Below are 26,607 nucleotides of genomic sequence, written 5' to 3'. Positions count from 1 at the left end.
GGCGGCGGCCTACGGGTGATCCAGGATGATCAATCTGGCCAGTCGGACGTTGAAACGGTTTAACGATCCCAAGTCGAGCGACGGATTCGGGAACCCTTCGACGCCTGCAGGCTCGAAGGAAACGCAACGATGAGTTCTCTTTGTTCGCTCGCCCCGCATCGCGGGGCGTTTTTTTGCCTGTCGAATCTCGGATCACCCATGCCCGAAGGCGACACCATCCACAAGCTCGCGAGCTTTCTGTCCGGCGCCTTGGTCGGCCAATGCCTCGACGGCGTCCGTCTGCAGGGTCGCGCCATCGCCGCGCTCGCACAGGATCAGGTCCTGCAGGTGACCAGCAAGGGCAAGCATCTCTTCATCGACTTCGAAGGCGGGACCTCGCTTCGGGTTCACCTCGGGATGTACGGCTCCTGGCACCGTTACCCGGTCGGCCGGACTTGGCAGAAACCCGCGCATCGGGCAACGCTCGTCTTGAGCATCGCGGGACAGGATTATGTCTGTTTCAACGCCAAAGAGGTCGAGATCCTCGAGACCTGCGGGTTGCGTAGACGCGATCGGACAGACCGTCTCGGACCGGATCTGAGTCGCGACGCACCGGCCGCCGAGTCCCTCCTCCGTCGCGCGCGCGAGCTCTTGCTCCCCGACACCGAGCTCGTCGATCTGCTGCTTGATCAGCGCATCGCCAGTGGCATCGGCAACGTCTACAAATCCGAGGTCCTCTTCCTGGAGCGCTGCGCACCGAGGACCCGCTTCGGCGATATCTCGGAAGAGACCTTCGCCGCGCTCTACCGGACCGCTGAACGCCTTCTCCTGAGCAACCTCGGCGGCGGTCCCCGCGTCACGCGCACCGCCGACGACGGTCGCGGCATCCTCTGGGTCTACGGCCGCGCCGGAAAGCCCTGCTTTCGCTGCGGGACGAACCTGTTGCGAGAACGTCTCGGGCAACATGCAAGATCCACCTACTGGTGTCCGGCCTGCCAGTCGGGACGAAGCGTGTTCCGGGAGAGGATAGAAGAGCAGGCAGGGGGACTTGAGTTTGGGCGACTGAAGTCGCCCCTACCGTCGCCCCTACAGTCGTTCCTACCGTCGCGCCCGCAATTCCCTTCGGGGATGGGGGGTAGGTATGCCGGGGCGAGCGTGCGAACCCAGGCATTCGCGGCCGACGCTCAAGGCCCCGTCGGAAGCGCGACCTGCAAGGTCGCGACATCACCCAGCACGGCGCGGATCTCGGCAAGCGTCGGGGCCCGTGTATAGGCCGGGTCATCGAGCCGCCCCAGACAGGTCATGCGCATCAGGTTGGGATCCTGACCGTCGTCGAGCCAGAAGTGATAACCGGGACGGATCATCTGGGACCCGCCGCTGTCGCCGTGACCGGCCAGTTGGAAGCGAACACCTTCGCCAGGGGCCGGTGTCGGAACACGGCCCGACACCAAGGCAACATAATTCTGCACACGGGTGATCGGGATTTCGCCGGCCGGGATGCTTTGGGTGCCCTGCTCATCGATTCGGCGGACCTCGAGGACACAGCTCGTCCCGCCGCCCGCCCCTCGCGCGTCCCGATCCTCCAGAAAGACGCGTGCCCGTCCGGGCGGGATGGACACCGCGCGGTTCAGCGTCAGGGTGCTGCCCGCGGGGATCTCCACCCAGCCGGTCTCCACGGATTCGCGCACGAGGGTTTGGCAACCGCCGATCAAAACGACCAGCGCGCCGAGGAGGGTTGATCGGATCAGGGTGTTCGCAGTCATGAGTCTTGTACCGGTTCGTTTCCTGTTGGGAATGCACATTGTGGCGAGCACCTCGGAGATCACGCCGAGCCGCCCGATCGGGAGCGTTCGTCGGTACTGGTAAATTACACGAAACGACGTCATACTCACCCGTACACGAGATGACGCATCGACCGACGCCCCATCCACACCGGCGCGGTCACGCACACCACCGGCTCGACGGCAAGGACAGGTGCATGGCAAATAGACTCGGAGGATCCCGAACCGGCTTCACGCTCATCGAGCTCATGATCGCCATCGCGGTGGTCGCTATCCTCGCCAGCGTGGCCTTACCCGCCTATCAGGAGCAGATCCGCAAGGCGCGACGCACGGATGGACAAACGGCCTTGGTCGGCATCGCGATGGCTCAGGAGCGCTTTCGCGGCAATTGTAGCCAGTATGCCGAGACACTGGACCCGGAAACATCCGGCATGGTCTGCGGCGCCGCTGACGGTTACAGCCTGCCGCTTGCGACGACAAGCCCGGAAGGCTGGTATGACCTGACCCTGAGCAACGCGAACGCGGCCGGCTTCACCGCGACCGCAACAGCGCTTGCCGCCCAAACGGTAGATCGGTCCGGCGGGGTCGCCTGCAACGTCTTGACGATCGATCAAGATGGCGCGAAGACGCCCGCGGAGTGTTGGCGATGAGGCATGCCGCCATCACGATCGCGCCTCCCGCCACGCGAGCTGATCGCCCCGTACTGAGGCGCAAGAGCCGATCGCTGCGCCCGGGCGTGCCGCACGCTCGATCCGGTTTCACCCTGTTGGAGCTGATGATCACGCTCGCCGTGCTCGCCATCCTGGCGAGCATCGGGGTCCCGACGATGCAGGAGATGCTGGAGCGTAACCGGCTCAAAAGCGCGGCACAGACCTTGATGGAAGACCTCCAGTGGATGCGCGGCGAGGCCATCCGGCGGAATCGCACGCTGTCGCTCGTGATCGATGCCAATGCTTGGTGCTACGGCATCACGGCGGAAACCACCTGCGATTGTCGTCTGACCGATGCGACGTCCACGGATGCCTGTGTGCTGGACACCGCCGGCACACCCGTCCTCAAGCGTACCGGCGGCCACGACTTCCGGGGCGTTCAGGTCGTCTCGATCGCAAGCTCGCTCAAGAGTCCGCCCCGGCTCATGTTCGAGCCGCGTCGCGCAACCGCCACCAGTTTCGGCAGTGTCACGATCGACTCGCCCGCGGGGGCGCAGCTGCGCGTGATCCTGAGCAAGCTCGGCCGTGTGCGGACATGCTCACCGAACGGCTCGCTGCCCGGATTCGAGACATGCTGAGACGCACCGCTCAACCGCTCAGGCCGCCGGCGCGCACCTCCCGTCGACAAGCCGGCGTCACCCTCACCGAGCTCTTGGTCGGCACCACAGTCGGCGCCTTGGTGCTGATCGGGATCTCCTCGACCTATCTCCTGGGTGCGCGGGCGACGACTCAGAACGTCCAGCAGGCACGCTTGCAGCAAGAGCTGCGCGCCGTCCTCGAGCTGATGCAGCAGGACATCCGTCGCGCCGGGTATTGGGCCTTTCCATCGGGTGCAGCCAGCAACGCGGCCGACAATCCGTTCCAACGGACGATCGCGGGATTCAACACCGATCTGCGCACGGGTGCGGTCAGCGGGGAGACGACCGCGAGCTGTCTGCTTTACAGCTACGACATGGACGACAACGGCAAGGTCGGCTGCGGCATCTGCTCGCCCGAAGGGGAAGCGTTGCTCGACGGCAGCAATGTCGAGATGTTCGGGTTTCGGCTCAGGAACGGCGCCATCGAGCTGCGCATCCGCAAGGATGGAAGCGACGACACCTTCGACTGTGCGAGCGGCAGTGGCCGTTGGGAGCGGCTCACCGACGACAGAAACGTGCGAATCACCACCCTGAGCTTCGATATCCCGACCACGACACTCAATCTGAACCCGAGCAAAGACTCGGCGGACCCCTGCTCAACCGGGGACATCTGCCGCACCTCACGCTCCGTCGACATTACCCTGATCGGCGAGCTGAAAAATAGCCCGGACGTACAACTGCGTCTGGACGGGACTGCAGCCGTGCGCAACGACCGCTATTTTCACCAGGACTGACGGAGTACAAGCCATGAGAACAGATGTTCGATCGGCATCGTCCCAGCGCGGTGCCTTCACCCTCATGTTGGGCCTGCTTCTGCTCATGGGCTCGACCATTCTCACGCTCAGCTCAGTTCGTGTCGGCGTGATCGAGCAGCGCATCGCGAACAATGAATTGCGCGCAAAAGAGGCGCAGCAGGCGGCTCAGGCAGGACTCGATTATGCCTTGGCTGTCTTGAGTGCCGGCGGCAACATCACTGAAGACACCAATGTCCCTGCGCTAAACGCCACTCACGACTACATCTACGACATTCGCTTCGACCCGCCCCCGGTTGTGGAACCCGACCATACCTGCGTTTCATCCAGGGCTGAGGCCAGCAGCGACGCGAGCATCCAAGCGACTGCGACCGAGTGCTTTCAGCAGCAGAGCCTATTGAGTAACAAGGGGTTCGGAAAAGGCATGCCACCACTGGTTGTCAACGGCGGAATCCAAAAGGTCACAGGCAACCCGGACATCTACCCGGCCGACTGCAACGACCCAAATGCCGCAGAGGATTGCGAATCCATCGCCATTGCCTCATCAGCGGAGAGGGGTGACATAGAGGAAGGTCATTTCAATAAAAAGGATCCGCTTGATGATGAACAGATCAAGGCGAAAGCCTTCGCGAGCAGCGCTTGGGACTATGCGTTTGGCATCAGCAAGGACAGATTCAAGGCGCTAGCTGCGGCGGATGATCCGGATGACCCTCAATTCATCTGGGCATACGATGGGAAAGAAGCAAAGGATCTTGGAACATCCGAAAGGCCGGTTTATGTTGCATTCGACACGTCGGCCGGCTGTCCGAAGCTTGGCGGCGACATCTATGGCATCGTCTATTTCGAAAGTCCGACGGCCTGTCGCAGCCAGGGATGGGGTGGTGCAGACATCTTCGGATCAGTCATATTCGAGGGCGGGCTAGACAAGTTAACGGCCAATAGCGATCTGTACAACTGGAACGAGCAGCCGAAGAGCCTAGGCGTTACGCCTGCAGGCCTTCAGAAAACTTGGACCAGTCGCATCCCGGGCAGTTGGCGCGATTGGAATTAGGGAGTCAAACTATGCACTCACGAAGTCGATCGGCACGCACTCACGGATTCACCCTGGTCGAGGCATTGATCGCACTTGTTGTCCTCTCGCTTGGGCTCTTTGGACTGATGCAGATCCAGATGCGCGTCATGGCAGGCGCGAGCGATACCAAGGCTCGGACGACGGCGATCAATCTCGCGCAGCAAAAGCTCGAGGAGTTGAGAGCAGGTGACTATCACCACGACGATCTAGAGCAAGGGACTCACAACGACTCGATCCCTGCTGCGGAGGGAGGCACGAGCGACTTCTCCCGCGAATGGATTGTCACCGACCATTCATCGCCCACTTACAAAGAGATCTCGATCACCCTTTCTTGGACCACCGCGCAACAGGACGAGCGAGGCGCAACCTTCGAGTCGGCAACCCTGACGACCTATATCGCGCAGTCGACATCGGTGGAGTTGAACCCTATCGGTAAATAAACTAGCAACCAACCGTCGGCGCGTAGGGTGCGGTAAGCGATAGCGAACCGCACCGAACCCAGGGTTGCCGACAATTGCTGCCGAAGCTATGCGCGCACGATGCCAAGATCATCGCATCCCGCCTCAAACGAATGTCCGGTACAGATGAGACCGGGGATGGTGCAGCCTGGCAAGGCCGCGTGTTCTAGCAGCCTGTCGGACTTTCCCGGTGTCGGACGGCGCCGCAACCCGTTAGAATAGGCGCAGCTCACTTTGGGGCCTGAGCCGATGAGCCACTTCCGTTCGATCAACCGCGACATCGATTACACCAAAATCCACGCCAATGCCAGCCGTTACAGTGCCCTGTCCTACGGGCACGCCGAGGCGATCGAGGCGCAACTCAAAGGCGAGGTTCAAGAGCTGCTGGCGTTGGCCGAGGAGGCCGACGCGGCCAACCTTCCCGACGGCATGAGCCTGCCCGAGGAGCTCAAGCGCCGCGAGGATCGCCTGGCGGCCATCGCCGCGGCCAAGGTCAAGATCGAGGCGCGCGCCGCCGAGCGCTTTGCCCGCGAGCAGGCCGACCACGAGGCCAAGCTCGCCGCCCGCGCGGCCAAGGCGGCGGCCACGGGACGCAATCCGGGCGGCAAACCGCCCAAGGCGCCCACCCCCGGCCCGCGTCCCGACGACCAGATCAATCTCACCGACGAAGACTCCCGCATCATGCCGGTCGCCGGTGGTGGCTTCGAGCAGTGCTACAACGCCCAAGCGGTGGTCGACACCGAGACCATGCTGGTGCTCCTCCCGCAGGTCACGCAGGCGGCCAACGACAAGCAACAACTCGCGCCGATGCTCGAGCGGCTGCAGGCCCTGCCCGAGGAGATCAACCAGACCGAACAGTTCTTGGCCGATGCCGGCGACTTCAGCGAGGCCAACGTGACGGCCTGCGAGAGCGCCGGCGTCGAGCCGGCGATCGCGATCAAACGCGACGCACACCACCCCCATTGGTCGGAGCGCTTCAAGAGCCCCGAAGCCCCGCCCGCCGAGGCGACGGCGGTGGAGCGCATGGCCCACCGCTTGAAGACTCCCAACGGCCGGGCGACCTACGCCCTGCGCAAGCAAACCGTCGAGCCGGTCTTCGGCATCATCAAATCCGTGATGGGGTTTCGTCAGTTCCTCACCCGCGGTCTGGACAATGTTCAGAACGAGTGGACCCTGGTCTGCTTGGCGTGGAACTTAAAACGCATGGCCGTATTGCGCCTGCAGTAAGGGAAATCGGGAGGAAACCCTCGCTTTTCGCCCAAAAACGTCTTATTTACGCAACAAACGGCCCATCGGGGCTCCGATACCGGCCCTCCAGGGGGCAAGTCCGACAGGCTGCTAGGAAGCACGGTGCGGTTCGCTGCGCTCACCGCACCCTACGCGGCTTTCCCGCGTATCTTTAGGGGGATTGCGTCTCCAGACCGAGCGCTAAATCGCGCTGAATGTCCTCGATCTCTTCCAAGCCGACGGCCACCCGCACCAGCCCTTCGCCGATGCCGACGGCGGCGCGCTCTTCCGGTGTGAGCCGACCATGGGTGGTGGTCGCCGGATGGGTGATGGTGGTCTTCACATCGCCGAGATTGGCCGTGATGGAGACCAGGCGTGTCGAGTCGATCAGGTGCCAGGCACCGTCCCGACCATCGCGGACATCGAAGGCAACAATGCCGCCGCCGGTGCGTTGCTGGGAGCCAACCAGATGATGCTGGGGATGATCCGGCAAACCGGGATAATAGACCCGCTCGATACCCGGCTGCGCGAGGAGCCATTGCGCGAGTGCCGCGGCGGATTGCGCATGGGCGAACATCCGCAGATTCAGCGTTTCGAGCCCTTTGAGAAAGACCCAGGCGTTGAAGGGACTCATGGTCGGGCCGGCCGTTCTCAAGACGCCGTAGACCCCCTCGCCGACCGACTTGCGATCGCCAACGACGGCGCCGCCGATACAACGCCCCTGCCCGTCCAGGTACTTGGTGGCGGAGTGGATCACCAGATCCGCGCCGAGCTCGAGCGGGCGTTGCAGGGCCGGCGTGCAGAAGCAGTTGTCGACCGCCAGGAAACAGCCACGGCGATGCGCAACCTCGGCCAAACCCCGGATGTCGACCATCTCGGTCAACGGATTGGACGGCGTCTCGCAGAACAGAAGCCGAGTCTCGGGGCGAATCGCCGCGTCCCATGCCTCCAAGTCGTCGAGCGCCACATAGCTGGTCGCGATACCGAACCGGGAGAGGTATTTGTTGAAGAGTAGCGTGGTGCTGCCGAAGATGCTCCGGGAGGCGACGATGTGGTCCCCGGCCTCCAGCAGACCCATGCAGACGGCCAGAATGGCGGACATCCCGGAGGCAGTCGCCACACAACGCTCGCCGCCTTCCAGGCTGGCCAAACGCTCCTCGAAGGCCGAGACCGTCGGGTTCGTGAAACGCGAATAGATGTTGCCCGCTTGATCGCCCGAAAAACGCGCAGCGGCCTCGGCGGCGTTTTTGAAGACGAAGCTGGATGTCGTGAAGATCGGCTCGCCGTGCTCGCCTTCCGGGGTACGGTGGTGGCCGATACGCACGGCGCGGGTCGCGAAACCGAGCTCGGCCGAAGTCTGCGCTTCAGCCGCCACGTCGTTGCCCGCCGGGCCGTCAGGCGGAGTTGTAGAGGTCAATGACGTTCTCGTTGAAAGAGCCGTAAGCCGTTTTGGCGACGTCGTTGCGATTCGCTTCGAGCGCCTGAAGATACTCGGGGGTGACATCCCCGGTCACGTAGACGCCGTCGAAGACCGAGGTATCGAAACGATCCACATGGCTTTTTCCCTTCTTCTGGACAGCGTCGATCAGATCACCGAGCTCCTGGAAGATCAGCCGATCCGCACCCAACTCGCGCGCGACCTCGTCCTCCGTGCGACCGTGAGCAATCAGCTCGCTGGCCGCAGGCATGTCGATCCCGTAGACATTGGGGAAGCGCACCGGCGGCGCTGCGGAGGCGAAGTAGACCCGATGCGCCCCGGCGTCACGCGCCATCTGAATGATCTGCTGCGAGGTGGTGCCGCGCACGATAGAGTCGTCAACCAGCAGGACGTTCTTCTTACGGAACTCCAGATCAATGGCGTTGAGCTTTTGACGGACCGACTTCTTGCGGACCTGCTGGCCGGGCATGATGAAGGTGCGTCCGATGTAGCGGTTCTTGATGAAGCCTTCCGAATAGGGCACGCCGAGCTGATTGGCCAGCTGGAGTGCGGCCGTCCGGCTGGTGTCCGGGATGGGAATCACGACGTCGATGTCGTGATTCGACCACTCGCGCTTGATCTTGGCGGAGAGCTTTTTGCCCATACGCGAGCGCGCCTTGTGCACCGAGATGTTGTCGATGATCGAATCCGGGCGGGCGAAGTAGACGAACTCGAAGATGCAGGGCGACAGGATGGGCTGGGCGGCACACTGGTGGGTGTTGATCTGACCGTCGACCGTGATGCAGACTGCCTCGCCAGGCGCGACATCCGCGATCAGGGTGAAGCCGATGGTGTCGAGCGCCACGCTCTCGGAGGCGATCATGTACTCGGTACCTAAATCGGTCTCGCGACGTCCGTAGACCAAGGGCCTGATCCCGTGCGGGTCGCGGAAGCCAAAGACACCAAAGCCCGGAATCATTGCGACCGCGGCATAGCCGCCTCGACAGCGTCGATGCACACCCGAGACGGCGCGAAAGACGTCGTGCTCGTCGATCCGCAGCTTGCCCTGAAGCTGGAGCTCATGGGCAAAGACGTTCAGCAGGATCTCGGAATCCGACTCGGTGTTGAGGTGGCGGAGATCCTCGACGAAGAGGTCGCGCTTGAGGTCTTCGGCATTGATCAGATTGCCGTTGTGGGCAAGCACGATGCCGTAGGGCGAGTTGACGTAGAAGGGCTGGGCCTCGGCCGAGCTGGCCGCGCCGGCGGTCGGGTAACGGACATGTCCGACTCCCATGTTGCCGCCCAGCTGGATCATGTGTCGGGTTCGGAAGACATCACGCGCAAGACCGTTGTCCTTGCGCAGGTGCAGCTTGTCGCCCTGACAGGTCACGATGCCCGCGGCATCCTGTCCCCGGTGTTGGAGCACCAGCAGCGAGTCGTAGAGCGCTTGGTTGACCGGACTTTTACCGACGATGCCGACGATGCCGCACATGACTTCCTCGCCCGCGCCCAGCCCCGGAGACCGAGACGGATGCTGCTGATTCGGAACCGCGGACTATACCCCGCGAGGTTGACCCGGGACAACATCGAACGCCCGATCGCTTGATCCAAGGTTAAGCGCCCGCCCCGAACAGCTGCGTCTCCCGATGACAACCACGGAAACACGCTGACCGCTGGAGGCTGGAGCACCAATCACGCACCCGCAAAACCCCAAGCGCCGCCAACCCTCAAAGGCTCTTGACCCTAGCCTGCACCTCTTCCGGCACCAGATCGACGAGCCAGCCGGCCACCGCTTGGAACTGGCCGATGAGCCGTGATTCCTGCCACCAGGGATCCTCCGGCATGGGTGTGAGGGCCCCCAGGAAGACCGCCATCGCCACGATCACCACACCGCGAGCCGCGCCGAAGACCAAGCCGAGCACCCGATCGACAGCACCGAGACCGGTCTTCTCGATCAGGGCCGACAGGATGGCGCCGAGTATGGCGCCGAGGACGAGAGTCACGAGGATCAAGCCGATGAAGGCCGCGGCCAGACGCACCGAGGGCTGCGATAGGTAGGGCACCAGCAGCTCGGCGACCTCGCGGTGGAACAGCCAAGCAATCAGGATCGCGGCGATCCAGACCCCCAAGGACAAGACCTCGCGGATCAGACCGCGCCCGAGCCCAACCAAAGCGGACAGCAGGACAATCCCGAGGATGGCGTAATCGACCCAATTCATCGTCAGCTCCGACGCACCGGACTAGAGGGAAATGTAGCAGGGACCGGAATCCGCTCAGGGATAACGCTGAACAAAGGGGTCCTTGTACTTCTGACGGAGCTTGGCGGCCGTCTTCTCGGCGCTCGAACGGTCCGCTTCGGGTCCGACACGGACGCGGTAGTAGGTGCGTCCTCCGACCACGGCAGACTCGACGAAGGCGGAATAGCCCTCGGTTTGAAGCTTCGCCGCCAATTCCTGCGCGCTTGCCGAGGTCCCCAGACTCGCGACTTGGGTCACATAGGACGGCATCCCGTCGTCGCGCGCCATCGGCGGCGGCGCCTCGGGCACCCGAGGGGTTGCGGACGGCGCAGTGCTTGAGGCTGCGACCGGCGGGGGCGCCGCCGAATCTCCCGCCGGCTCGTCGAAATCTCCCTCGTACACGGGATCGATCTCCTCGGCGACGGGGAGCGCCAAGGTAGCCGGATCGATCCATGACTCTTCGGGAAGCCCGCCGATGCCCGAATCGGCCGGTGTGAGAAAGGACTCGGACCGAAAGCGATCGTCGACGACCGGCTGCTCGGGAATCACCGCCGGCAACGGAGCCAGATCAGTTACCGTCTCTTCCTCGAACAGCATCGGGACGAAGATGACCGCCAGCGCGACGATCACAATCGCACCCACCAACCGCTTCTTTGCGCCTTCTTGCATAAATCGCCACCTGGATGTCGGGCACCGAGCGAATCGCCGGGGCCCTGAGATCATGTTTGTCGAACGGCCTCGAAAGGCCGGAAGTATAGCATGGCAGAGCCGAAACCGTACCGGCGAGTCTGAAATATCACTATTGATTTCAATCGGATAATATCAATACGCCTGGCCACAGCCGGCGCCGCGCGAGGGCCTTGCTCGTCACTCCGGCCATCGTGGCACGTGGCGCAGAGCGCCACGGGTCACGCGTGACACCGCAGAGCGGGTGTCACGAGTGACTGATGTTTCGGGTGGCCGGTCTTACCAGCGAGGCACCGCGCGATGATCTCGTAGACCCGGGACGCCCCGAACCGGACACCCGGGCCCGGGCTCAGCCCCGATCGCCACGCCCCGAATCGAGCCGGCGCAGTGCCGCCCCGACGGTCGTGAAGGAACCGACGACCAACAGGGCGTCTCCCGGCTCGGATGCGGCCTCGGCGGCATCGAACGCGGCATCGAGATCCGACAGCAACCCCGCAGCAGGTGCAGGCAGAACCGCCTCCAGGCGCCTGCTCAGCACCGCGACGGGCATGGCGCGCGGATCCTGGCTCTGCGCGAGATACCAATCGCCCACGAACGGCAGGAGCGGGACCACCATCGACTCGGGCGACTTGTCATCGAGGACCGCGAGGACGGCGCGCAGCCGACCGCGACTGGCGAAGACGCGCAGATTCGCGGCCAAGGCCTGCGCCGCCTCGCCGTTGTGCGCAACATCCAGGATCCAGGTCAGCGTGCCGGGGAAGACCTGGAACCGGCCCGGCAAGCGCGCACGCTGCAACCCGGCCCGGATCGCGTTGACCGAAATCGGCAAGCGCTCGTGCAGGGCGCGGAGTGCTGCGATCGCCGCCGAGGCATTGTCGTACTGGAAGGGTCCGCGCATCGCCGGCTCGGGCAGAGCCAAACGCTCGCCCGATGGCGCACTCCAGATCCAGCCTCCGCCATCGCCGATCGTCCAGTCGATCTCCCGACCGAGCTGAATGGGTAGACTCCCGCGCCGCTGCGCCTCGGCGCGCAGCCGCGCCGGGGCATCGCGTTGCCCGATGACGGCCGGACGGCCGGGGCGAAAGATCCCCGCTTTCTCGAAGGCGATCTCATCCAAGGAGTGGCCTAGCCAAGCGGTATGATCCAGCCCGATCGAGGTGACCACCGACACATCCGCGTCCCACAGATTGACCGCGTCGAGACGCCCGCCCAGCCCGACCTCGAGGATCACGACATCGGGGGCGCTGCGCACGAAGAGATCGAGCGCCGCGAGGGTGCCGAACTCGAAATAGGTGAGCGCCGTCTCGCCGCGCGCCCGGTCGATCCGCTCGAATGCCGCGCACAGCAACGCATCGGAGACATCTTCCCCGTCGAGACGCACGCGCTCGTTGTACCGTAGCAAATGCGGCGAGCTGTAGACCCCGGTGCGATAGCCGGCGGCACGACAGATCGCCTCCACCATCGCGACACAGGAGCCTTTGCCGTTGGTCCCGCCCACCGTGACGAGCGGAAACGGCAAGTACGCCGGCCCGAGTCGCGCCCAGACGGCGCCGACCCGTTCGAGCCCGAGCGCGATGGCCTTCGGATGCAGCTGCATCTGCCAGCTCAACCAGGCGTCGAGGTCGTTGAAACGACTCACGAGACGCGATTCAGACAGGCACGACCGTGCGGACATACCGCGGTCGATGCGCCAAGATCGCGAGCAGATCGGCAATGCGCTCGCGCAGGTCACGCCGATCCATGATCATGTCGAGCGCGCCCTTTTCGATCAGGAACTCGCTGCGCTGGAAGCCCTCGGGCAGCTTTTCGTGAACCGTCTGCTCGATGACGCGCGGACCGGCGAAGCCGATCAGCGCGTTGGGCTCGGCGATATTGAGATCGCCGAGCATCGCGAGACTCGCCGAGACACCGCCCATGGTCGGATCCGTCATCACCGAGACGAAGGGGAGCGAATGCTCGCGCATGCGCCCCAAGGCCGCGCTGGTCTTGGCCATCTGCATCAGGGAGAAAAGGCTCTCCTGCATGCGTGCGCCGCCGCTCGCCGAAAAACAGACGTAGGGCGAGTGTTGCTCGAGCGCCGCCTCGACACCCCGCACGAAGCGCTCGCCGACCACCGAGCCCATAGACCCGCCCATGAAACCGAACTCGAAGGCCGAGGCGACGATCGGCTGACCTTTCAGCCGACCACGCATCACGATCAGGGCCTCCTTCTCGGAGGACTGCTTCTGGGCCTGCACGAGACGGTCCTTGTACTTCTTGAGATCCTTGAATTTCAGCGGGTCCAGAGACTCGAGCTCGCCCCCGATCTCCACGCGACCCTCCGGATCGAGAAAGGTCTCAAGCCGGCGGCGCCCGCTCAATCGGCAGTGGTGACTGCACTTGGGGCAGACCTCGAGGTTTCGCTCAAGCTCCGCTCGGTAGAGGATGGCCTGACAGCCCGGGCATTTGGCCCAGACGCCCTCCGGCACCGCCCGTTTGGTGCTGGCATCGGTACGAATGCGGCTCGGAATCAGCTTCTCGAACCAGCTCATACTTTTATCCATCGCCTGTTTGAGGGTGGCCGCACGATCGCCCTTGGGCTCTTCTGCGGTTCTACGCGCTGCGGTTGGGCCGGGCGTGGTTGGGCCGGGCGCGGACTTCCCAGGTGGGTTCGCGGCGGGTGCGGCTGGTTTATCCAGGCGCGTCAGCGCGTGGCGAACCCGGCTGGGGGGCTTAGGCGACATGGGCATCCACCTCGTCGATGGCCTGGCGTAGACCGGTGAGAAACGCGGCAACAGCCTCCGGGATCCGCTCCGGGGTCGCGGCAAGCGCCTCGATGCGACTCACGATGGCGCTGCCGACGATGACCGCATCGGCGACCCGAGCGACCGAGGCCGCGGTTTCGGGGTTATTGATGCCGAACCCGACCCCGACCGGGAGCCGGATCAGCGACTTGATGAGACCCACCTTCTCGGCGACTGCTGCGGTGTCCAGGTTCCCGGCCCCGGTCACGCCCTTCACCGAGACGTAGTAGACGAACCCGGAGGCGACCTCGCCGATCCGCGCGATGCGCGCCTCGGTCGAGGTCGGCGCCAGGAGATAGACCAGGTCCAACCCCTGCGACTTCAGCATCTCGACCAGCGCGTGGCCCTCCTCCGGGGGCACATCCACGATCAGGGCGCCGTCCAGTCCGGCGCCGCGCGCCGCGACCGCGAAGGTCTCGTAACCCATCACCTCGATCGGATTGAGATAACCCATGAGGATGACGGGCGTCTCGGTGTCGCGCTCGCGGAACTGCCGAACCATGTCGAGCACGTCGTCGAGCGTGACGCCTGCGGCCAAGGCCCTCTCGGTCGCCCGCTGAATGACCGGACCGTCGGCGATCGGATCGGAGAAGGGCACGCCCAGCTCGATCAGATCCACGCCCGCAGCAACCATCGCATGCATCAGCGGGACGGTCACGGCGGGAGACGGATCACCGGCTGTGACAAAAGGAATGAGCGCGGTGCGACCCCGGTCACGGAGCTGCTCGAAACGTGCGGCGATCCGACTCATAAGACCAACCCGTCGTGACTGGCGACCGTGTGCATGTCCTTGTCCCCGCGCCCGGAGAGATTGATGATGATCGACTGATCCTTACGCATGGTCGGGGCAAGTTTGTGCACGTAGGCCAAGGCGTGACTGGATTCGAGCGCGGGGATAATCCCTTCGGTTCGGGTCAGGTGATGAAAGGCGCGCAGGGCCTCGTCGTCGGTGACCGAGTCGTAGCGGGCGCGCCCGCTATCCTTGAGCCAGGCGTGCTCGGGGCCGACACCCGGATAGTCGAGCCCGGCCGAGATGGAATGGGTCTCGACGATCTGGCCGTGGTTGTCTTCCATCAGATAGGTGCGGTTGCCGTGCAGCACGCCGGGTCGGCCCGCGCAAAGCGGCGCGGCATGGCGACCGGTCTGCAGTCCGTCGCCCGCGGCCTCGACACCGTAGATGGCCACGCCTGCGTCCCCGATGAAGGGATAGAAGAGCCCGATGGCGTTGGAACCGCCGCCCACGCAGGCGACCAAGGCATCGGGCAGACGCCCGCTGCGTGCGAGCATCTGTGCCCGGGCCTCGCGGCCGATCACAGCCTGAAAATCCCGAACCATCGCCGGATAGGGATGCGGACCGGCAACGGTGCCGATGATGTAGAAGGTGTCGTCAACGTTCGTCACCCAGTCGCGCATCGCCTCGTTCAGCGCATCCTTGAGGGTGCGGGAGCCGGAGGTGACCGAGACCACGCGCGCGCCGAGCAGGCGCATGCGATAAACGTTCGCCTCCTGGCGGGCGATATCGACCTCGCCCATGTAGACGACACATTCCAGCCCGAGCCGCGCCGCCACGGTCGCGCTCGCGACCCCGTGTTGACCGGCGCCGGTCTCGGCGATGATGCGGGTCTTGCCCATGCGCCGTGCCAGCAGGGCCTGACCGATGGTGTTGTTCACCTTGTGCGCGCCGGTGTGATTGAGGTCCTCGCGCTTGAGAAAGATCTGCGCGCCGCCGAGCTCGCGGCTCCAACGCTCGGCGTGATAGAGGGGCGAGGGCCGGCCGACATAGTCCTGCAGGTCGGCATCGAGCTCCGCCTGGAACTGGGGATCGGCCATGTAGTGCTCGTATGCCGTGCGCAGCTCTTCGAGCGGATGCATGAGGGTCTCGGGGACGAACATCCCGCCGTAGGGTCCGAAATGACCGCCGGCATCCGGCCAATTGTAGGCGCCGGACGTTGCGTGCGGCGCGCCGGCCGAACCGATGCCGGCGAGGCCGAGATGATCAGGAGATGTCGACATCGTTCACCCTCTGCATGAAATCACGAATCTTGTCATGGTCTTTGATGCCCTTCGACGCCTCGACGCCGCCGCTCACGTCGACGCCGAAGGGTCGAACCCGGCAGATCGCCTCTCCGACATTCTCGGCATCCAGACCGCCGGCGAGGACGATCGATGGCGCGAGTGCCGCCGGGATTCGATCCCAATCGAAGCGTTGTCCGGTCCCGCCCGGCCGAGCCGGATCGAACGCGTCGAGCAGAAGTCCGGCGGCGCGTCCGTAGCGCTTCTGCTCTTCGGCGAGATCCACGCCCGGACGCATCCGGATCGCCTTGATCCATCGCCGCCCGAAGGATGCGCAGAGCTCCTGGGCCTCTTCGCCGTGGAATTGCAGCAGCTCAAGCGGAACCCGCTCCAGGGTCGCGCGGATCTGCTCGGGAGAGGCATCGACGAAGAGCCCGACCGCCGTCACGAAGGGCGGCAACGCGGCGCAGAGGTCGCGGGCGTCCTGCGGCGACACCGCCCGAGGACTCGACGGATGGAAGACAAATCCGACCGCATCGACCCCCGCGGCAACCGCCGCGTCTACATCGGCACGACGCGTCAGGCCGCAAATCTTAACGCGGGTTCTCATGATTGGCGAATGCCGGCTGAACCGCGTCTCTGGGCGACTGACCAACGGGGGTCGGAGCATCGCGCGTCGGGGCGACATGCGCGCGTTGAGTCGACGCGGTTCAGGTGATTACAAGCAAGAGCGTGGGACATTGTGCTGATCCGTCGATGGAGCGGGTTCCCGACCGGACGGCAGTCGAAAATCTTCCGGGTAATCGGCACGTACGAAATAGAGCCCCTGGGGTGGGCCGGTCACACCGCCGAGGCGGCGGTCGCGCAGCTCAAGAAGCTCTCGCGTCCATTCGACCGGCGCCTCACCGCGGCCGATCGTCATCAGCACACCGGCAATGTTGCGCACCATATGGTGCAAAAACCCGTTGGCACCAACCCGTAACTGAATAAGGCTTTCCGTCTCGCTCAGCTCCAGATAGTGCAGATGGCGGATCGGACTCTTCGCCTGACAGGCGACCGCGCGGAAGCTGGAGAAGTCATGCATGCCGACGAGTGCCTGTCCGGCCTCGCGCATGCGGTCGACATCCAGGGGCCGGTGGCTCCAAACGGCGCGGTCACGCTGCAGGGGCGAGCGCGTCGCGCGCACCATGATCAGATAGCGGTAGTGACGGGCCTGCGCGTCGAAACGGGCATGAAACTGCGGGTTGACCGGACAGGCCCAACGCACGGCGACATCGGGCGGAAGATTGACGTTGGTCCCGAGCACCCAGGCGCGCTCGCTGCGACGCGCAGTGGTGTCGAAATGCACCACCTGCTCGTCGGCATGCACGCCTGCATCGGTGCGCCCGGCACACTGGACGCGGATCGGGTGATCGGCGACGCGACCGATCGCCTCTTCGAGCGTCGCCTGTACGCTGCGCACCCCGACCTGGATCTGCCAACCGCGAAACGCCGAGCCGTCGTATTCGATACCCATAGCAATCCGTTGCGGGGTCGCCGCAGTAGCCGGCGTCGATCCTGCGGACTCGGGCGTGGACTCCAGCCTCGCATCGGCATTCAGGCGAGTGCCCTCAACATCTCTTGCGCCTCGCTACGTTGCACCTCGCGACCCTCCGCGATGACTTCCGCGAGGATCTCCCGAGCGGAGGCGGCGTCGTCCATGTCGATATAGGCGCGTGCGAGGTCGAGCTTGGTGGCATTCTCGTCCCAGATCCCGGTGTCCATCGCCCATTGCTCGGCGACCGCGTCTTCGGGGGTCCCGAGCGCCTCCTGCCCTGGCGCGCCGGGAGCCGCATCCCGGGTGAAGTGGCTCGCATCGTTCCCCGGAAGCCCCAACTGCGGCAGCGACGACTCAGGATCGGGCTCGGCCTTCAACGATGTCGCAGGCGACGAGGCAGCGGGAGGCGGCCCGGCATCGAGGAAGGCGTCGAGATCCAGATCGCGCGAGTCGCGAAGATCGTCCAGCGTCAGGATCAAATCGGACTCTCCGGAGACGTCCGCTGGCCGAGCACGCGCGTCGGGAGCCGCAGGTTCAGGCTGGTCCAGCAGACCCGAAAGCTCGGGCAGATCCGGCGGGCTATCCAAGGCGGAATCGTTGAACAGAAGCGGAAGATCCTCCTCCGTCGGCGTGGCCGGCTCCGCGGCCACCGGCGAGGGCGTCGCCGTCCGGGGAGTTGGCCCCGGAGTCGGCACGTGAGGAGGGTTGGACTCGGCATCGCCGAGATCGAGCCTGAAGAAGTCGTTCTCGTCCTCGCGAGCCTCGCCGAACGACACATCGGCGGCATCCTCCAAAGCAGGGAGATTCGGCCCCGTCTCCCGCGCAGGGAGGCCGGTCGCCTCGGTAATCGGCAAGGTGGCCCCGGGGTCCCAGGCGCCGCCTTGCTCGACCACCGCGACAATCGCACTCAGGCGCTGCCAGCGCGCAGGCTCCGCGGTGTCGACGCCGGTGGACCTAAGCTCCTGCATGAGCTTGCGCAACGCCTCGGCGTTCTCGGACCCGGCATAAACCTCCGCCAGCTTGAAGCGCACGTCGAGACGACCCGGCGAGCGTTTGAGCTCGCGCTTGAGCAGCTCCTCGGCCTCCTTGTAACGTCCGTAGGCGATATAGATATCGGCCTCGGAGAGCGCATCGGCCTCGTCGGTCTCGGTCTCGAAGTGCCCGAACGAGCTGAGGTGAGACGACGGCGTGAGCAACCCGGAGTCGTTTTGTGGATTCCGGGCCGTGGGCTCGGGTCCTGCGGGCTCCGGCTCGCGCGGCGGAGCGAGACCGACGTCGGCGGGCGTCCGAACCGCAACCTCGGCCGACATCGGTTCGGGAGCAACCGGCTCGGACTCCGGCTCCCTGATGTCTACGGCAGCGGAGTCGATACTCCACTCGTCCTCGTTCTCCTCCTGCTCGCGACGACGACGCGCCGACACCAGTGTAAAGGCGAGGACCCCCAGCGCGGTCACCCCGGCGAAGCCGGCCAGCGGGAGAAGATAGGCATGCCAGGCAGAGGTGGCCGCGGGCTCGGTTTCGGCCGAGGTCTCGATCTCCTCGCCTTCGACCGCCACCGTGGCTGCTGGAGATGTTTCGGTTTCGGTTTCAACCGCGACGATGCCCGGGTCGGCGCCCGCATCCGCGGCCGGAGCCTCCTCGCCCGGGGTCGCCTCGCCCTCTTCGGAGGTGGACTCCGCGCCGTCGGGTGCGGCGATCTCCGGCTCCTCGATCACCGAATCCGGCTCCCCCGCAGGAGGTTCCGAAACAACCTCGACCGCGTCCGCTTCGCCCGACGCCCCGCCCCGAAGCCTCGCCACCTCGGCGTTCCTCAGTTGCAGCAGGTTCTGGATGTCGGCGAGCTGGGCCTCCAGATCGCGGACCCGCACGCGAAGCTCCTCGGTCTCCTGACGGGCCGCTTCGCTCGCCTCGATCACCAGCAGCAGCTCCTCCTCCAGATCGGTCCGCGGTGACGGCACGGCGCCCGAATCCGGAGCAGCGTCATCGACGGATGTCGCCGGCGCTGCCTCGACATCGCCGGAGAGGGTACCGGGTACCGCACCGGCGGCTGCGCCCGCAATGCGCAGACGCGCGCTCTGTGCCGCTTCGGCGTCGTCGATCCACGCAACCTCGGTGATTGGCGAACGACGCACCGTGCCACCCTGTAGGGCCGCCTGAAGCTCCGCCGCCGCCGCGCCCTCGTCGAGTGCAAACAACTCGGCGTGTGTGGGGATGACGAGTGTCTTGCCGGCGATCAAGCGGTCGATGTCGCCCCTGATGAAGGCGTCCTGATTGTTGCGATAGAGCGCCAAGGCGGTCTGGGCCGTCGTCGCGCCTGCCGGTTGGCCACCGCGTGACAGTCGCAAGAGACCCGTCCCGGAACGCACGGGGCCGAAATAGGCGGGGAATCCATCCTGCCCGCTCGGGATCCGGCGGGCGGGCTGCGACGGGATGCGATCGGCAGCATCGCTGCGCTGCGTGGACGGATCGGAGCGCGGGGCCGATCGAGTTGTCGACGGGGGTGTCGCCGATCGACGATCCGCGATGGCGGGCGGTTGCACCTCGGGGGCACGTCGCTCGGACATCGACGGCGGATCCAAAAGGACCGTGAACTCCTTGACTAGCTGACCGGCCGGCCAGACGACCTCGACGAGAAAATCCATGAAGGGCTCGCGGATCGGCTCGCGACTCGTCACACGAAGCACCGCACCGCCGCGGGCAGAAGACTCGGGCTTGAAGACAAGACCGGTCAGAAACTGATAGCGCTCGACCCCGGATTTCGCAAATGCATCCGCCGAGGCAAGCGCCGCTTTGACGGTATCAAGCTCGTCTGGCTTGACGTCTAAGAGATCGATCTCGCCGACGAAGGGCTGATTGAGAGCGGACTCGGTGCGTAATCCTCCAAGACCGAGGGCATACGCGTCGGTGCCCGTCAGGGCCAAGACAATGATCGACGCCCGAATGACCTGAAGAGACATCCGCCTCCCTCGTGCAGTGGCGGCATCGGTCCGCCGGTATCGGAAGGGCCGGCGGCCGATGGCTCGTCCGGCCCGAATTCCCCCTGTAGCAAGCGGACTATATCCGAACAGGTCCGTGCACACCAAGAACGGCAGATGCCCCGGACGTCGACCGCGACCGGATCAGCGCGCGAGCAGGATGCGCAGCATTCGCCGCAGGGGCTCGGCCGCACCCCAGAGCAACTGATCGCCGACCGTGAATGCCGTCAGATAGTGCTCGCCCAGATTCATCTTGCGCAGCCGCCCGACCGGGACGGTCAGGGTGCCGGTAACCGCTGCCGGCGACAGGCCCTGTACCGTCTCTTGCCGATCGTTGGGGATGAGCCGCACCCAGTCGTTGGATGCAGCGATGATCTCCTCGATCCGCGCGACCGAGCAGTCGCGTGCCAGCTTAATGGTCAGACCCTGACTGTGGCAACGCATCGCGCCGACGCGCACGCACAGACCGTCGATCGGCACCGGGTCGACCTCGCGGCCGAGGATCTTGTTGGTCTCGGCCATGCCTTTCCATTCCTCGCGGCTCTGACCGTTCGGAACGGCGGTGTCGATCCAGGGGATGAGGCTGCCGGCCAGAGGAGCCCCGAAGTTCTCGGTCGGAAACGCGCTGCCGCGCATGGTCTCGGTGACGCGCCGATCGATCTCCAGGATAGCGGAGGCCGGATCCTCCAAGAGCGGCGACACCGCACCATGCAGCGCGCCCATCTGGGACAGCAGCTCGCGCATGTTCTTGGCACCCGCACCGGAGGCCGCCTGATAGGTCATGGCACTGACCCACTCGACCAGACCCTCGCGGAACAGCCCGCCGATCGCCATCAGCATCAGGCTCACGGTGCAGTTGCCGCCGATGAAGTCGCGCTTGCCCTGCTCCAGTGCGGCATCGATCACGGGCTGGTTGACCGGATCCAGGATGATGGTCGCGTTCGGATCCATGCGCAGCGCCGAGGCCGCGTCGATCCAGTAGCCGTCCCAACCGGTGGCGCGCAGCTTGGGATAGATCGCCTTGGTGTAGTCCCCGCCCTGACAGGTCAGGATGAGGTCCATCTCGCGCAGGGCCTCGATGGACTCGGCGTCCTGCAGCGGGCGCGCGCCCTGCCCGACGTCCGGGCCCGGCTGACCGACCTGCGAGGTGGTGAAGAAGACCGCCTCCGGGATCAGGTCGAAATCGCCCTCCGCCCGCATGCGGTCCATCAAGACCGAGCCGACCATGCCACGCCAGCCGATGAATCCGACACGCTTCATTGAGGTACTCCGTAGTCGTGGATTGTTTTGTCTATGGGTGGGCTTCTTTTCCTGCTATCAGCTGTCAGCTGTCAGCTGTCAGTCGGCGCGAGTTGTGCTTCCTATCGTCAGCACAACCTACGGGCTCCTAAAGCGCCGCCACCACCGCGTCGCCCATCTCGGCGGTGCCGACCTGGCGCATGCCGCTCGACATGATGTCCGCGGTGCGCAGGCCCTGGTCGAGCACCTTGGAGACAGCGGCCTCGATGCGCTCCGCGGCTGACGCGGCGTCGAGGGAGTAGCGCAGCATCATGGCGACCGAGAGGATGGTGGCGAGCGGATTGGCGACGCCCTTGCCGGCGATATCGGGCGCGGAGCCGTGGATCGGCTCGTACATGCCCTGCCCTTTCTCGTTCAGCGACGCCGAGGGCAACATGCCGATCGAGCCGGTCAGCATGGCCGCGCAGTCCGAGAGGATATCGCCGAAGATGTTGCCCGTGACCATCACGTCGAACTGCTTTGGCGCACGCACCAGCTGCATCGCAGCATTGTCGACATACATGTGCGAGAGCTGGATCTCCGGATAGTCTGCGGCCGTCTTGGTCGCGACTTCGCGCCACATCTCGGTGCATTCGAGCACGTTCGCCTTGTCCACCGAGCAGACCTTCTTGCCGCGCTGCATGGCGATGTCGAAGGCGACGCGACAGATGCGCTCCACCTCGGACTCGGTGTAGACCATGGTGTTGAAGCCGCGACGCTCGCCGGACGGGAGGGTCTCGACCCCGCGCGGCTGGCCGAAATAGATGTCGCCGGTCAGCTCGCGCACGATCATGATGTCGAGCCCGGAGACCACCTCGGGCTTGAGCGTGGAGGCATCGGCCAACTGCGGATAGAGGATCGCCGGGCGCAGGTTCGCGAAGAGACCGAGACCCGCGCGCAGACCGAGCAGACCCTTCTCGGGGCGCTTGGAGATATGCAGCGGCTCCCATTTGGGTCCGCCGACCGCCCCGAGCAGCACGGCATCGGATGCGCGCGCGGCCTCCAGCGTCTCCTCCGGCAGCGGATCGCCCGCGGCATCGTAGGCCGCGCCGCCGACCAGCCCGTCCTGCAGAGAGACATCGATGGCCCCTTCGGCTTGCAGGACGTTCAAAACCTTGACGGCCTCGGCCACGATCTCCGTGCCGATCCCGTCGCCCGCCAACACCAATATCTTCTTACTCAATGGTTTCTCGCTCGATCAAGTCTCGTGGTGTGCCGCGCTTAAACCGCGCCCGGTGCGGTATGCGTCGTGTGTTGGAGTGGCTTGACCGCGCCGGCTCCGACAACTGTCGGAGCCGGCGCGGTTTAAGGTACTCAACAAGATGAAACTTTAAACCGCATCTCACCGAGATCGAGCTTAAACGCCCAATCCGGGTGGCGGCGCGAAAAAGAGCCAGGGCGCCTCGCGCCGACGGCGCTCCTCGTAGGCGCGGATGGCATCGGCCTGCTCCAGGGTCAGGCCGATGTCGTCCAGGCCCTTGAGCAGCCGTTCTTTGTTGCCTGCGTCGATCTCGAACCCGATGCGGGTGCCGTCGTCGAGCACGAGCAACTGCTCGGATAGATCCACATCGATGCGCAGCGCCTGCGGCCCGCTCGCACGCGCAAAGAGATCGTCGACGATCTTCGGCGGCAGAACGATCGGCAGAAGACCGTTCTTGTAGCAGTTGTTGTGGAAGATGTCGGCAAAGCTCGGTGCGATGACGACGCGCAGCCCGAAATCGGCGATCGCCCAGGGCGCGTGCTCGCGCGAAGAGCCGCAGCCGAAATTCTCGCGAGCCAGCAGGATCTGCGCACCCGCGTATCTCGGGTCGTTCAGAACGAAGGTCGGGTTGAGCGGCCGGTTCGTGCAGTCCATCCCCGGCTCGCCGCGGTCCAGATAGCGCAGCTCGTCGAAAAGATAGGGTCCGAAGCCGGTGCGCGCGATGCTCTTCAGGAACTGCTTCGGGATGATGGCATCGGTGTCGACGTTCGCGCGGTCGAGCGGCGCAACGATGCCGGTGAAATCTTGGAAGGGTTCCATCAGAGCTCCCTCACGTCGACGAAGTGACCGGTCACCGCCGCGGCGGCGGCCATTGCGGGGCTGACCAGATGGGTCCGACCCCCTTGACCCTGCCGGCCCTCGAAATTGCGGTTGGATGTGGATGCACAGCGCTCGCCCGGCTCGAGCCGATCGGCGTTCATCGCCAGACACATGGAGCAGCCGGGCTCGCGCCACTCGAAACCGGCCTCGGTGAAGATCCGGTCCAGGCCCTCGGCCTCGGCCTGCGCCTTGACCAGGCCCGAGCCGGGCACGACCAGCGCCAGCTGAATGCTTTCGGCGACCTTGCGGCCTTTGACGACCTCGGCGGCGGCACGCAGATCCTCGATCCGCGAATTGGTGCAGGAGCCGATGAAGATCTTGTCCGGGCGGATGTCGCGGATCGCGGTCCCGGGCTCAAGACCCATGTAATCGAGCGCGCGGCGGATGCCCTCGGCCCGCACCGGGTCCTGCTCGTCCTGCGGATCCGGGACCGCGCCGTCGATCGGGACCACCATCTCGGGCGAGGTCCCCCAGGTGACCTGCGGCTGGATCTCCGCTGCATCCATCCGGACCACGCGATCGAAGTGCGCGTCCGGGTCACTGACCAGGCCGCGCCACTGGGCGGCTCCCTGCTCGAAGAGCTCGCCGGTCGGGGCATAGGGACGGCCGCGCAGATAGGCGATCGTCTTCTCGTCGACCCCGATCAGTCCCGCCCGCGCGCCGGCCTCGATGGCCATGTTGCACACCGTCATGCGCCCTTCCATCGACATCGCGCGGATGGCGTCGCCGGCGAACTCGATCACCGAGCCCGTTCCGCCGGCCGTGCCGATCGCGCCGATGATGGCGAGCACGATGTCCTTGGCAGTGACACCCGGTCCGACCTGCCCGTCGATGCTGATCAGGAGCGTCTTGGACTTGCGCTGGATCAGGCACTGGGTCGCGAGCACATGCTCGACCTCGGAGGTGCCGATCCCGAATGCGAGCGCACCGAAGGCGCCGTGTGTCGAGGTGTGGGAATCGCCGCAAACAACGGTCGCGCCCGGCAGTGTAAAGCCCTGCTCCGGGCCGATCACGTGCACCACACCTTGGCGCGGATCGGACATGCGAAACTCGGTGATCCCGAACTCGGCACAGTTGCTGTCGAGCGTCTCGACCTGGATCTTGGAGACCGGATCCGTAATGCCGGCCGCGAGGTCGCGCGTCGGGACGTTGTGATCCGGCACGGCCAGATTCGCAGCAACCCGCCACGGACGCCGACCGGCCAGACGCAACCCTTCGAAGGCCTGCGGGGAGGTGACCTCATGGACGAGCTGGCGGTCAATGTAGAGCAGGGCCGTGCCGTTCTCGTCGAGATGGACGACATGTGCGTCCCAAAGTTTAGCGTAGAGGGTCTTGGCACCCATGGCTCCGGCCTCGAAACAAAAACCAATCGGGAAGAATAAACGCCGGGGCCGTCAAACTCAATTGCGGCGGCGCAGCATGTGGATTGCTATGGGCACCGGGCGGCGACAGGACGAGAGTCTGCCGACCGATCTCGGCATCACATTGGCAGATAATGCCAGTTCCTGCTAGCCTTGGTCTGCAAACGGTGAGGTGAAGAGAGCGATGCCTACAAGAAACGTGGTCCTTACGGATCATCAAGAATCACTGATCGGCAGCCTTGTCGACAGCGGTCGGTACCAGAACGCCAGCGAGGTGCTGCGGGAGGGTCTGCGTTTGCTCGAACAACGCGTGGCCGAGGATGCCGCGCGCTTGGAAGCACTCCGAGAGGCCGTCGATATCGGTCTGCGCGAGATGGATGAAGGTCGATTTGAGGCTGTCCGCACGCGGGCCGAGATCGCCGACTATCTCGACAGCATCGAGCCAGCCGAGCTGCCTCGTTAGGGATGACGAAGCTCCTCATCTCCTCGTCTATCGCGTCGCGCCGGACGGCGATATCCAGGTCATCCGCCTGCTGCACGATGCAATGGAGGTGTCCCGTGGGCTCTCGGACGCGGATTGATCCCGTGGCCATGGGCGTCCTACGCGGCGGACCGACCAGATTCACTCCATCAACCGATCCCGCCCAATCGGATACATCTCGCTGACCCCGAACGGCTCCTCCGCTTGCGGTTCAACACTGATCCAGACCCCGCCGACGACCGGCGAGCCGGGGACCTCGATGCGCACGAAGCGCTCGAAGGGCTCGCCCGTCGCGGGGTCGATCAGGGGTCGATCGTGCTTGAAGCGATGCGTGTCGCCATGGATCGCGAGCACCGGTCCGGGATAGGCATCCATCAGCTCCGCGAGCGCACGATGCAGGCGAACGAAGCCGCGCCCCGGCCGGGCCTTCTCGAATTGGGGATTCGCGTGAAAGACGATGACCATCGCGTTCGCGTCGCGCTCCGCGGCCAGCGCGGTCGCTTGGCGCAGGAGACGCACGTTCGCGGCATCGCGTGCCTCGAATTCGGCGACCGCGGCCGGGTCGTCCGGCGCATCGCCGTTGTTGCTGCCGACGACATGAACCGAGACGACAAGAACCCCGTCGCGCATGAACACGTAATTCTCGGGATATTCGACGGCATCGGCACCCTCGCCTCGGACGACACCGAGGCGATCGAGCCGGAGCACGCCCGGATCCCCGTAGAAGACCTCGCGCACCCGCGCCAGCCGCTCCCGCGGATCCTTAGCGCCAGCACCCTCGCGGTGACAATCGGTCCACTCGTTGTCGCCGGGCGTGTAGAGGACGGGCACGGTCCTGGCCCGGAAGAGATCCGCGACCGCATCCAGATTCACGTCGGTGCAGGGACTGCTGCCGGATTTGATGTCGCCGACATGGATCAGGAAGGGCGTCCCTTCGGCCTCGGCCGTGTCGAAGAGAGCGCGAAGCTGCTCGGTCTCGGCGTCGAAGTAAGGCAGATCACCCGCCGCGAAGAAGCGCAGCGCCTCGGCCCGGACGGACGATGCGCTCAGGAGGACGAGCAGAGCGGCTGGCCAGAAGCCGAGACGTTTCGGATGTCGATACATGATGGTGCTCCCGCGGCTCCCGTTTCCCGACCCCGCA

General features: G+C 65.0%; 24 protein-coding genes and 2 pseudogenes. 9 read left to right on the top strand and 17 right to left on the bottom strand.

Translation table 11 applies throughout. The features are described 5' to 3' along the window. The first annotated feature begins 198 nt into the window (after positions 1–198). The gene (locus AADX97_RS13575; protein ID WP_374238846.1) at positions 199–1,251 is read left to right on the top strand and encodes a DNA-formamidopyrimidine glycosylase family protein; all 1,053 of its coding nucleotides are present in this window, start codon (positions 199–201) and stop codon (positions 1,249–1,251) included. On the opposite strand, the gene AADX97_RS13570 is transcribed toward AADX97_RS13575, so the two are convergent. Beyond that, the gene (locus AADX97_RS13570) at positions 1,164–1,742 is read right to left on the bottom strand and encodes a hypothetical protein (RefSeq protein WP_374237446.1); all 579 of its coding nucleotides are present in this window, start codon (positions 1,740–1,742) and stop codon (positions 1,164–1,166) included. The two genes, AADX97_RS13575 and AADX97_RS13570, sit on opposite strands and share 88 nt — an antisense overlap. 215 nt (positions 1,743–1,957) lie before the next feature. Between AADX97_RS13570 and AADX97_RS13565 the strand changes: the two genes are divergently transcribed. From AADX97_RS13565 to AADX97_RS13535, 7 genes and pseudogenes are all read left to right on the top strand, one after another. Beyond that, the gene (locus tag AADX97_RS13565) at positions 1,958–2,410 is read left to right on the top strand and encodes a type IV pilin protein (RefSeq protein WP_374237445.1); all 453 of its coding nucleotides are present in this window, start codon (positions 1,958–1,960) and stop codon (positions 2,408–2,410) included. Beyond that, entirely contained in the window at positions 2,407–3,048 is a 642-nt protein-coding gene (locus tag AADX97_RS13560; RefSeq protein ID WP_374237444.1) for a GspH/FimT family pseudopilin, read from the top strand. The genes AADX97_RS13565 and AADX97_RS13560 overlap by 4 nt, the downstream gene beginning before the upstream one ends. Next, positions 3,042–3,842 carry a prepilin-type N-terminal cleavage/methylation domain-containing protein gene (locus AADX97_RS13555; RefSeq protein ID WP_374237443.1) on the top strand — a complete coding sequence of 267 codons (801 nt, stop codon included), beginning with the start codon at positions 3,042–3,044 and terminating at the stop codon, positions 3,840–3,842. Before AADX97_RS13560 ends, AADX97_RS13555 begins: the two co-directional genes overlap by 7 nt. Positions 3,843–3,855: 13 nt before the next feature. Then, entirely contained in the window at positions 3,856–4,911 is a 1,056-nt protein-coding gene (locus tag AADX97_RS13550; RefSeq protein ID WP_374237442.1) for a PilX N-terminal domain-containing pilus assembly protein, read from the top strand. Positions 4,912–4,922: 11 nt separating this feature from the next. Next, positions 4,923–5,009, top strand: a pseudogene (locus AADX97_RS13545) (prepilin-type N-terminal cleavage/methylation domain-containing protein); the annotation flags it as partial. Between the two features lie 9 nt (positions 5,010–5,018). Beyond that, complete coding sequence (locus tag AADX97_RS13540; protein WP_374237448.1) at positions 5,019–5,372, top strand: hypothetical protein; 354 nt, start codon at positions 5,019–5,021, stop codon at positions 5,370–5,372. Between the two features lie 300 nt (positions 5,373–5,672). Beyond that, a pseudogene (locus AADX97_RS13535) lies at positions 5,673–6,617 on the top strand (transposase); the annotation flags it as partial. 172 nt (positions 6,618–6,789) lie between these two features. On the opposite strand, the gene AADX97_RS13530 reads toward AADX97_RS13535, so the two are convergent. The 15 genes from AADX97_RS13530 to leuC form a co-directional block, all read right to left on the bottom strand. Next, the gene (locus AADX97_RS13530; RefSeq protein ID WP_374233845.1) at positions 6,790–8,034 is read right to left on the bottom strand and encodes an O-succinylhomoserine sulfhydrylase; all 1,245 of its coding nucleotides are present in this window, start codon (positions 8,032–8,034) and stop codon (positions 6,790–6,792) included. Then, the gene (purF, locus tag AADX97_RS13525; protein WP_374233844.1) at positions 8,012–9,526 is read right to left on the bottom strand and encodes an amidophosphoribosyltransferase; all 1,515 of its coding nucleotides are present in this window, start codon (positions 9,524–9,526) and stop codon (positions 8,012–8,014) included. Before purF ends, AADX97_RS13530 begins: the two co-directional genes overlap by 23 nt. A gap of 235 nt (positions 9,527–9,761) precedes the next feature. Then, complete coding sequence (locus AADX97_RS13520) at positions 9,762–10,253, bottom strand: CvpA family protein (RefSeq protein ID WP_374233843.1); 492 nt, start codon at positions 10,251–10,253, stop codon at positions 9,762–9,764. A 54-nt stretch (positions 10,254–10,307) separates the two neighbouring features. Beyond that, complete coding sequence (locus AADX97_RS13515; protein WP_374233842.1) at positions 10,308–10,940, bottom strand: SPOR domain-containing protein; 633 nt, start codon at positions 10,938–10,940, stop codon at positions 10,308–10,310. Positions 10,941–11,307: 367 nt separating this feature from the next. Beyond that, the gene (folC, locus tag AADX97_RS13510; RefSeq protein ID WP_374233841.1) at positions 11,308–12,633 is read right to left on the bottom strand and encodes a bifunctional tetrahydrofolate synthase/dihydrofolate synthase; all 1,326 of its coding nucleotides are present in this window, start codon (positions 12,631–12,633) and stop codon (positions 11,308–11,310) included. Then, on the bottom strand, positions 12,608–13,489 hold the full coding sequence (gene accD / locus AADX97_RS13505; RefSeq protein WP_374233840.1) for an acetyl-CoA carboxylase, carboxyltransferase subunit beta: 882 nt from the start codon (positions 13,487–13,489) through the stop codon (positions 12,608–12,610). The genes folC and accD overlap by 26 nt, the downstream gene beginning before the upstream one ends. A gap of 181 nt (positions 13,490–13,670) precedes the next feature. Then, positions 13,671–14,492, bottom strand: a complete 822-nt coding sequence (gene trpA / locus AADX97_RS13500) for a tryptophan synthase subunit alpha (RefSeq protein WP_374233839.1) — start codon at positions 14,490–14,492, stop codon at positions 13,671–13,673. Continuing rightward, positions 14,489–15,754 carry a tryptophan synthase subunit beta gene (trpB, locus tag AADX97_RS13495; protein ID WP_374233838.1) on the bottom strand — a complete coding sequence of 422 codons (1,266 nt, stop codon included), beginning with the start codon at positions 15,752–15,754 and terminating at the stop codon, positions 14,489–14,491. Before trpB ends, trpA begins: the two co-directional genes overlap by 4 nt. After that, complete coding sequence (locus tag AADX97_RS13490) at positions 15,738–16,364, bottom strand: phosphoribosylanthranilate isomerase (RefSeq protein WP_374233837.1); 627 nt, start codon at positions 16,362–16,364, stop codon at positions 15,738–15,740. The genes trpB and AADX97_RS13490 overlap by 17 nt, the downstream gene beginning before the upstream one ends. Before the next feature lie 108 nt (positions 16,365–16,472). Then, on the bottom strand, positions 16,473–17,270 hold the full coding sequence (gene truA / locus AADX97_RS13485) for a tRNA pseudouridine(38-40) synthase TruA (RefSeq protein ID WP_374233836.1): 798 nt from the start codon (positions 17,268–17,270) through the stop codon (positions 16,473–16,475). Between the two features lie 80 nt (positions 17,271–17,350). Next, on the bottom strand, positions 17,351–20,248 hold the full coding sequence (locus AADX97_RS13480) for a FimV/HubP family polar landmark protein (protein WP_374233835.1): 2,898 nt from the start codon (positions 20,246–20,248) through the stop codon (positions 17,351–17,353). A 162-nt stretch (positions 20,249–20,410) separates the two neighbouring features. Next, entirely contained in the window at positions 20,411–21,526 is a 1,116-nt protein-coding gene (gene asd, locus AADX97_RS13475; protein WP_374233834.1) for an aspartate-semialdehyde dehydrogenase, read from the bottom strand. 127 nt (positions 21,527–21,653) lie between these two features. Beyond that, on the bottom strand, positions 21,654–22,727 hold the full coding sequence (gene leuB / locus AADX97_RS13470) for a 3-isopropylmalate dehydrogenase (protein WP_374233833.1): 1,074 nt from the start codon (positions 22,725–22,727) through the stop codon (positions 21,654–21,656). Between the two features lie 174 nt (positions 22,728–22,901). Further along, positions 22,902–23,564: a 3-isopropylmalate dehydratase small subunit gene (gene leuD / locus AADX97_RS13465; RefSeq protein WP_374233832.1), complete on the bottom strand. Its 663-nt coding sequence runs from the start codon at positions 23,562–23,564 to the stop codon at positions 22,902–22,904. Next, positions 23,564–24,967, bottom strand: a complete 1,404-nt coding sequence (gene leuC / locus AADX97_RS13460; RefSeq protein WP_374233831.1) for a 3-isopropylmalate dehydratase large subunit — start codon at positions 24,965–24,967, stop codon at positions 23,564–23,566. Before leuC ends, leuD begins: the two co-directional genes overlap by 1 nt. Positions 24,968–25,169: 202 nt before the next feature. On the opposite strand from leuC, the gene AADX97_RS13455 reads away from it, so the two are divergent. Beyond that, positions 25,170–25,448 (top strand): type II toxin-antitoxin system ParD family antitoxin, encoded by a 279-nt coding sequence (locus tag AADX97_RS13455; RefSeq protein ID WP_374233830.1) that lies wholly within the window; start codon positions 25,170–25,172, stop codon positions 25,446–25,448. 159 nt (positions 25,449–25,607) lie between these two features. Here the strand turns inward: AADX97_RS13455 and AADX97_RS13450 are convergent, their stop codons facing one another. Further along, entirely contained in the window at positions 25,608–26,570 is a 963-nt protein-coding gene (locus AADX97_RS13450) for a metallophosphoesterase (protein ID WP_374233829.1), read from the bottom strand. Positions 26,571–26,607 lie beyond the last annotated feature (37 nt).

It is taken from the genome of Thiocapsa sp. C2-2m (genome assembly GCF_041903745.1).
Taxonomy (GTDB): domain Bacteria; phylum Pseudomonadota; class Gammaproteobacteria; order Chromatiales; family Chromatiaceae; genus Thiocapsa; species Thiocapsa roseilacustris.
The sequence above is the reverse complement of the archived record's forward strand: the minus strand, read 5'-3'. Positions and strand labels throughout refer to the sequence as shown.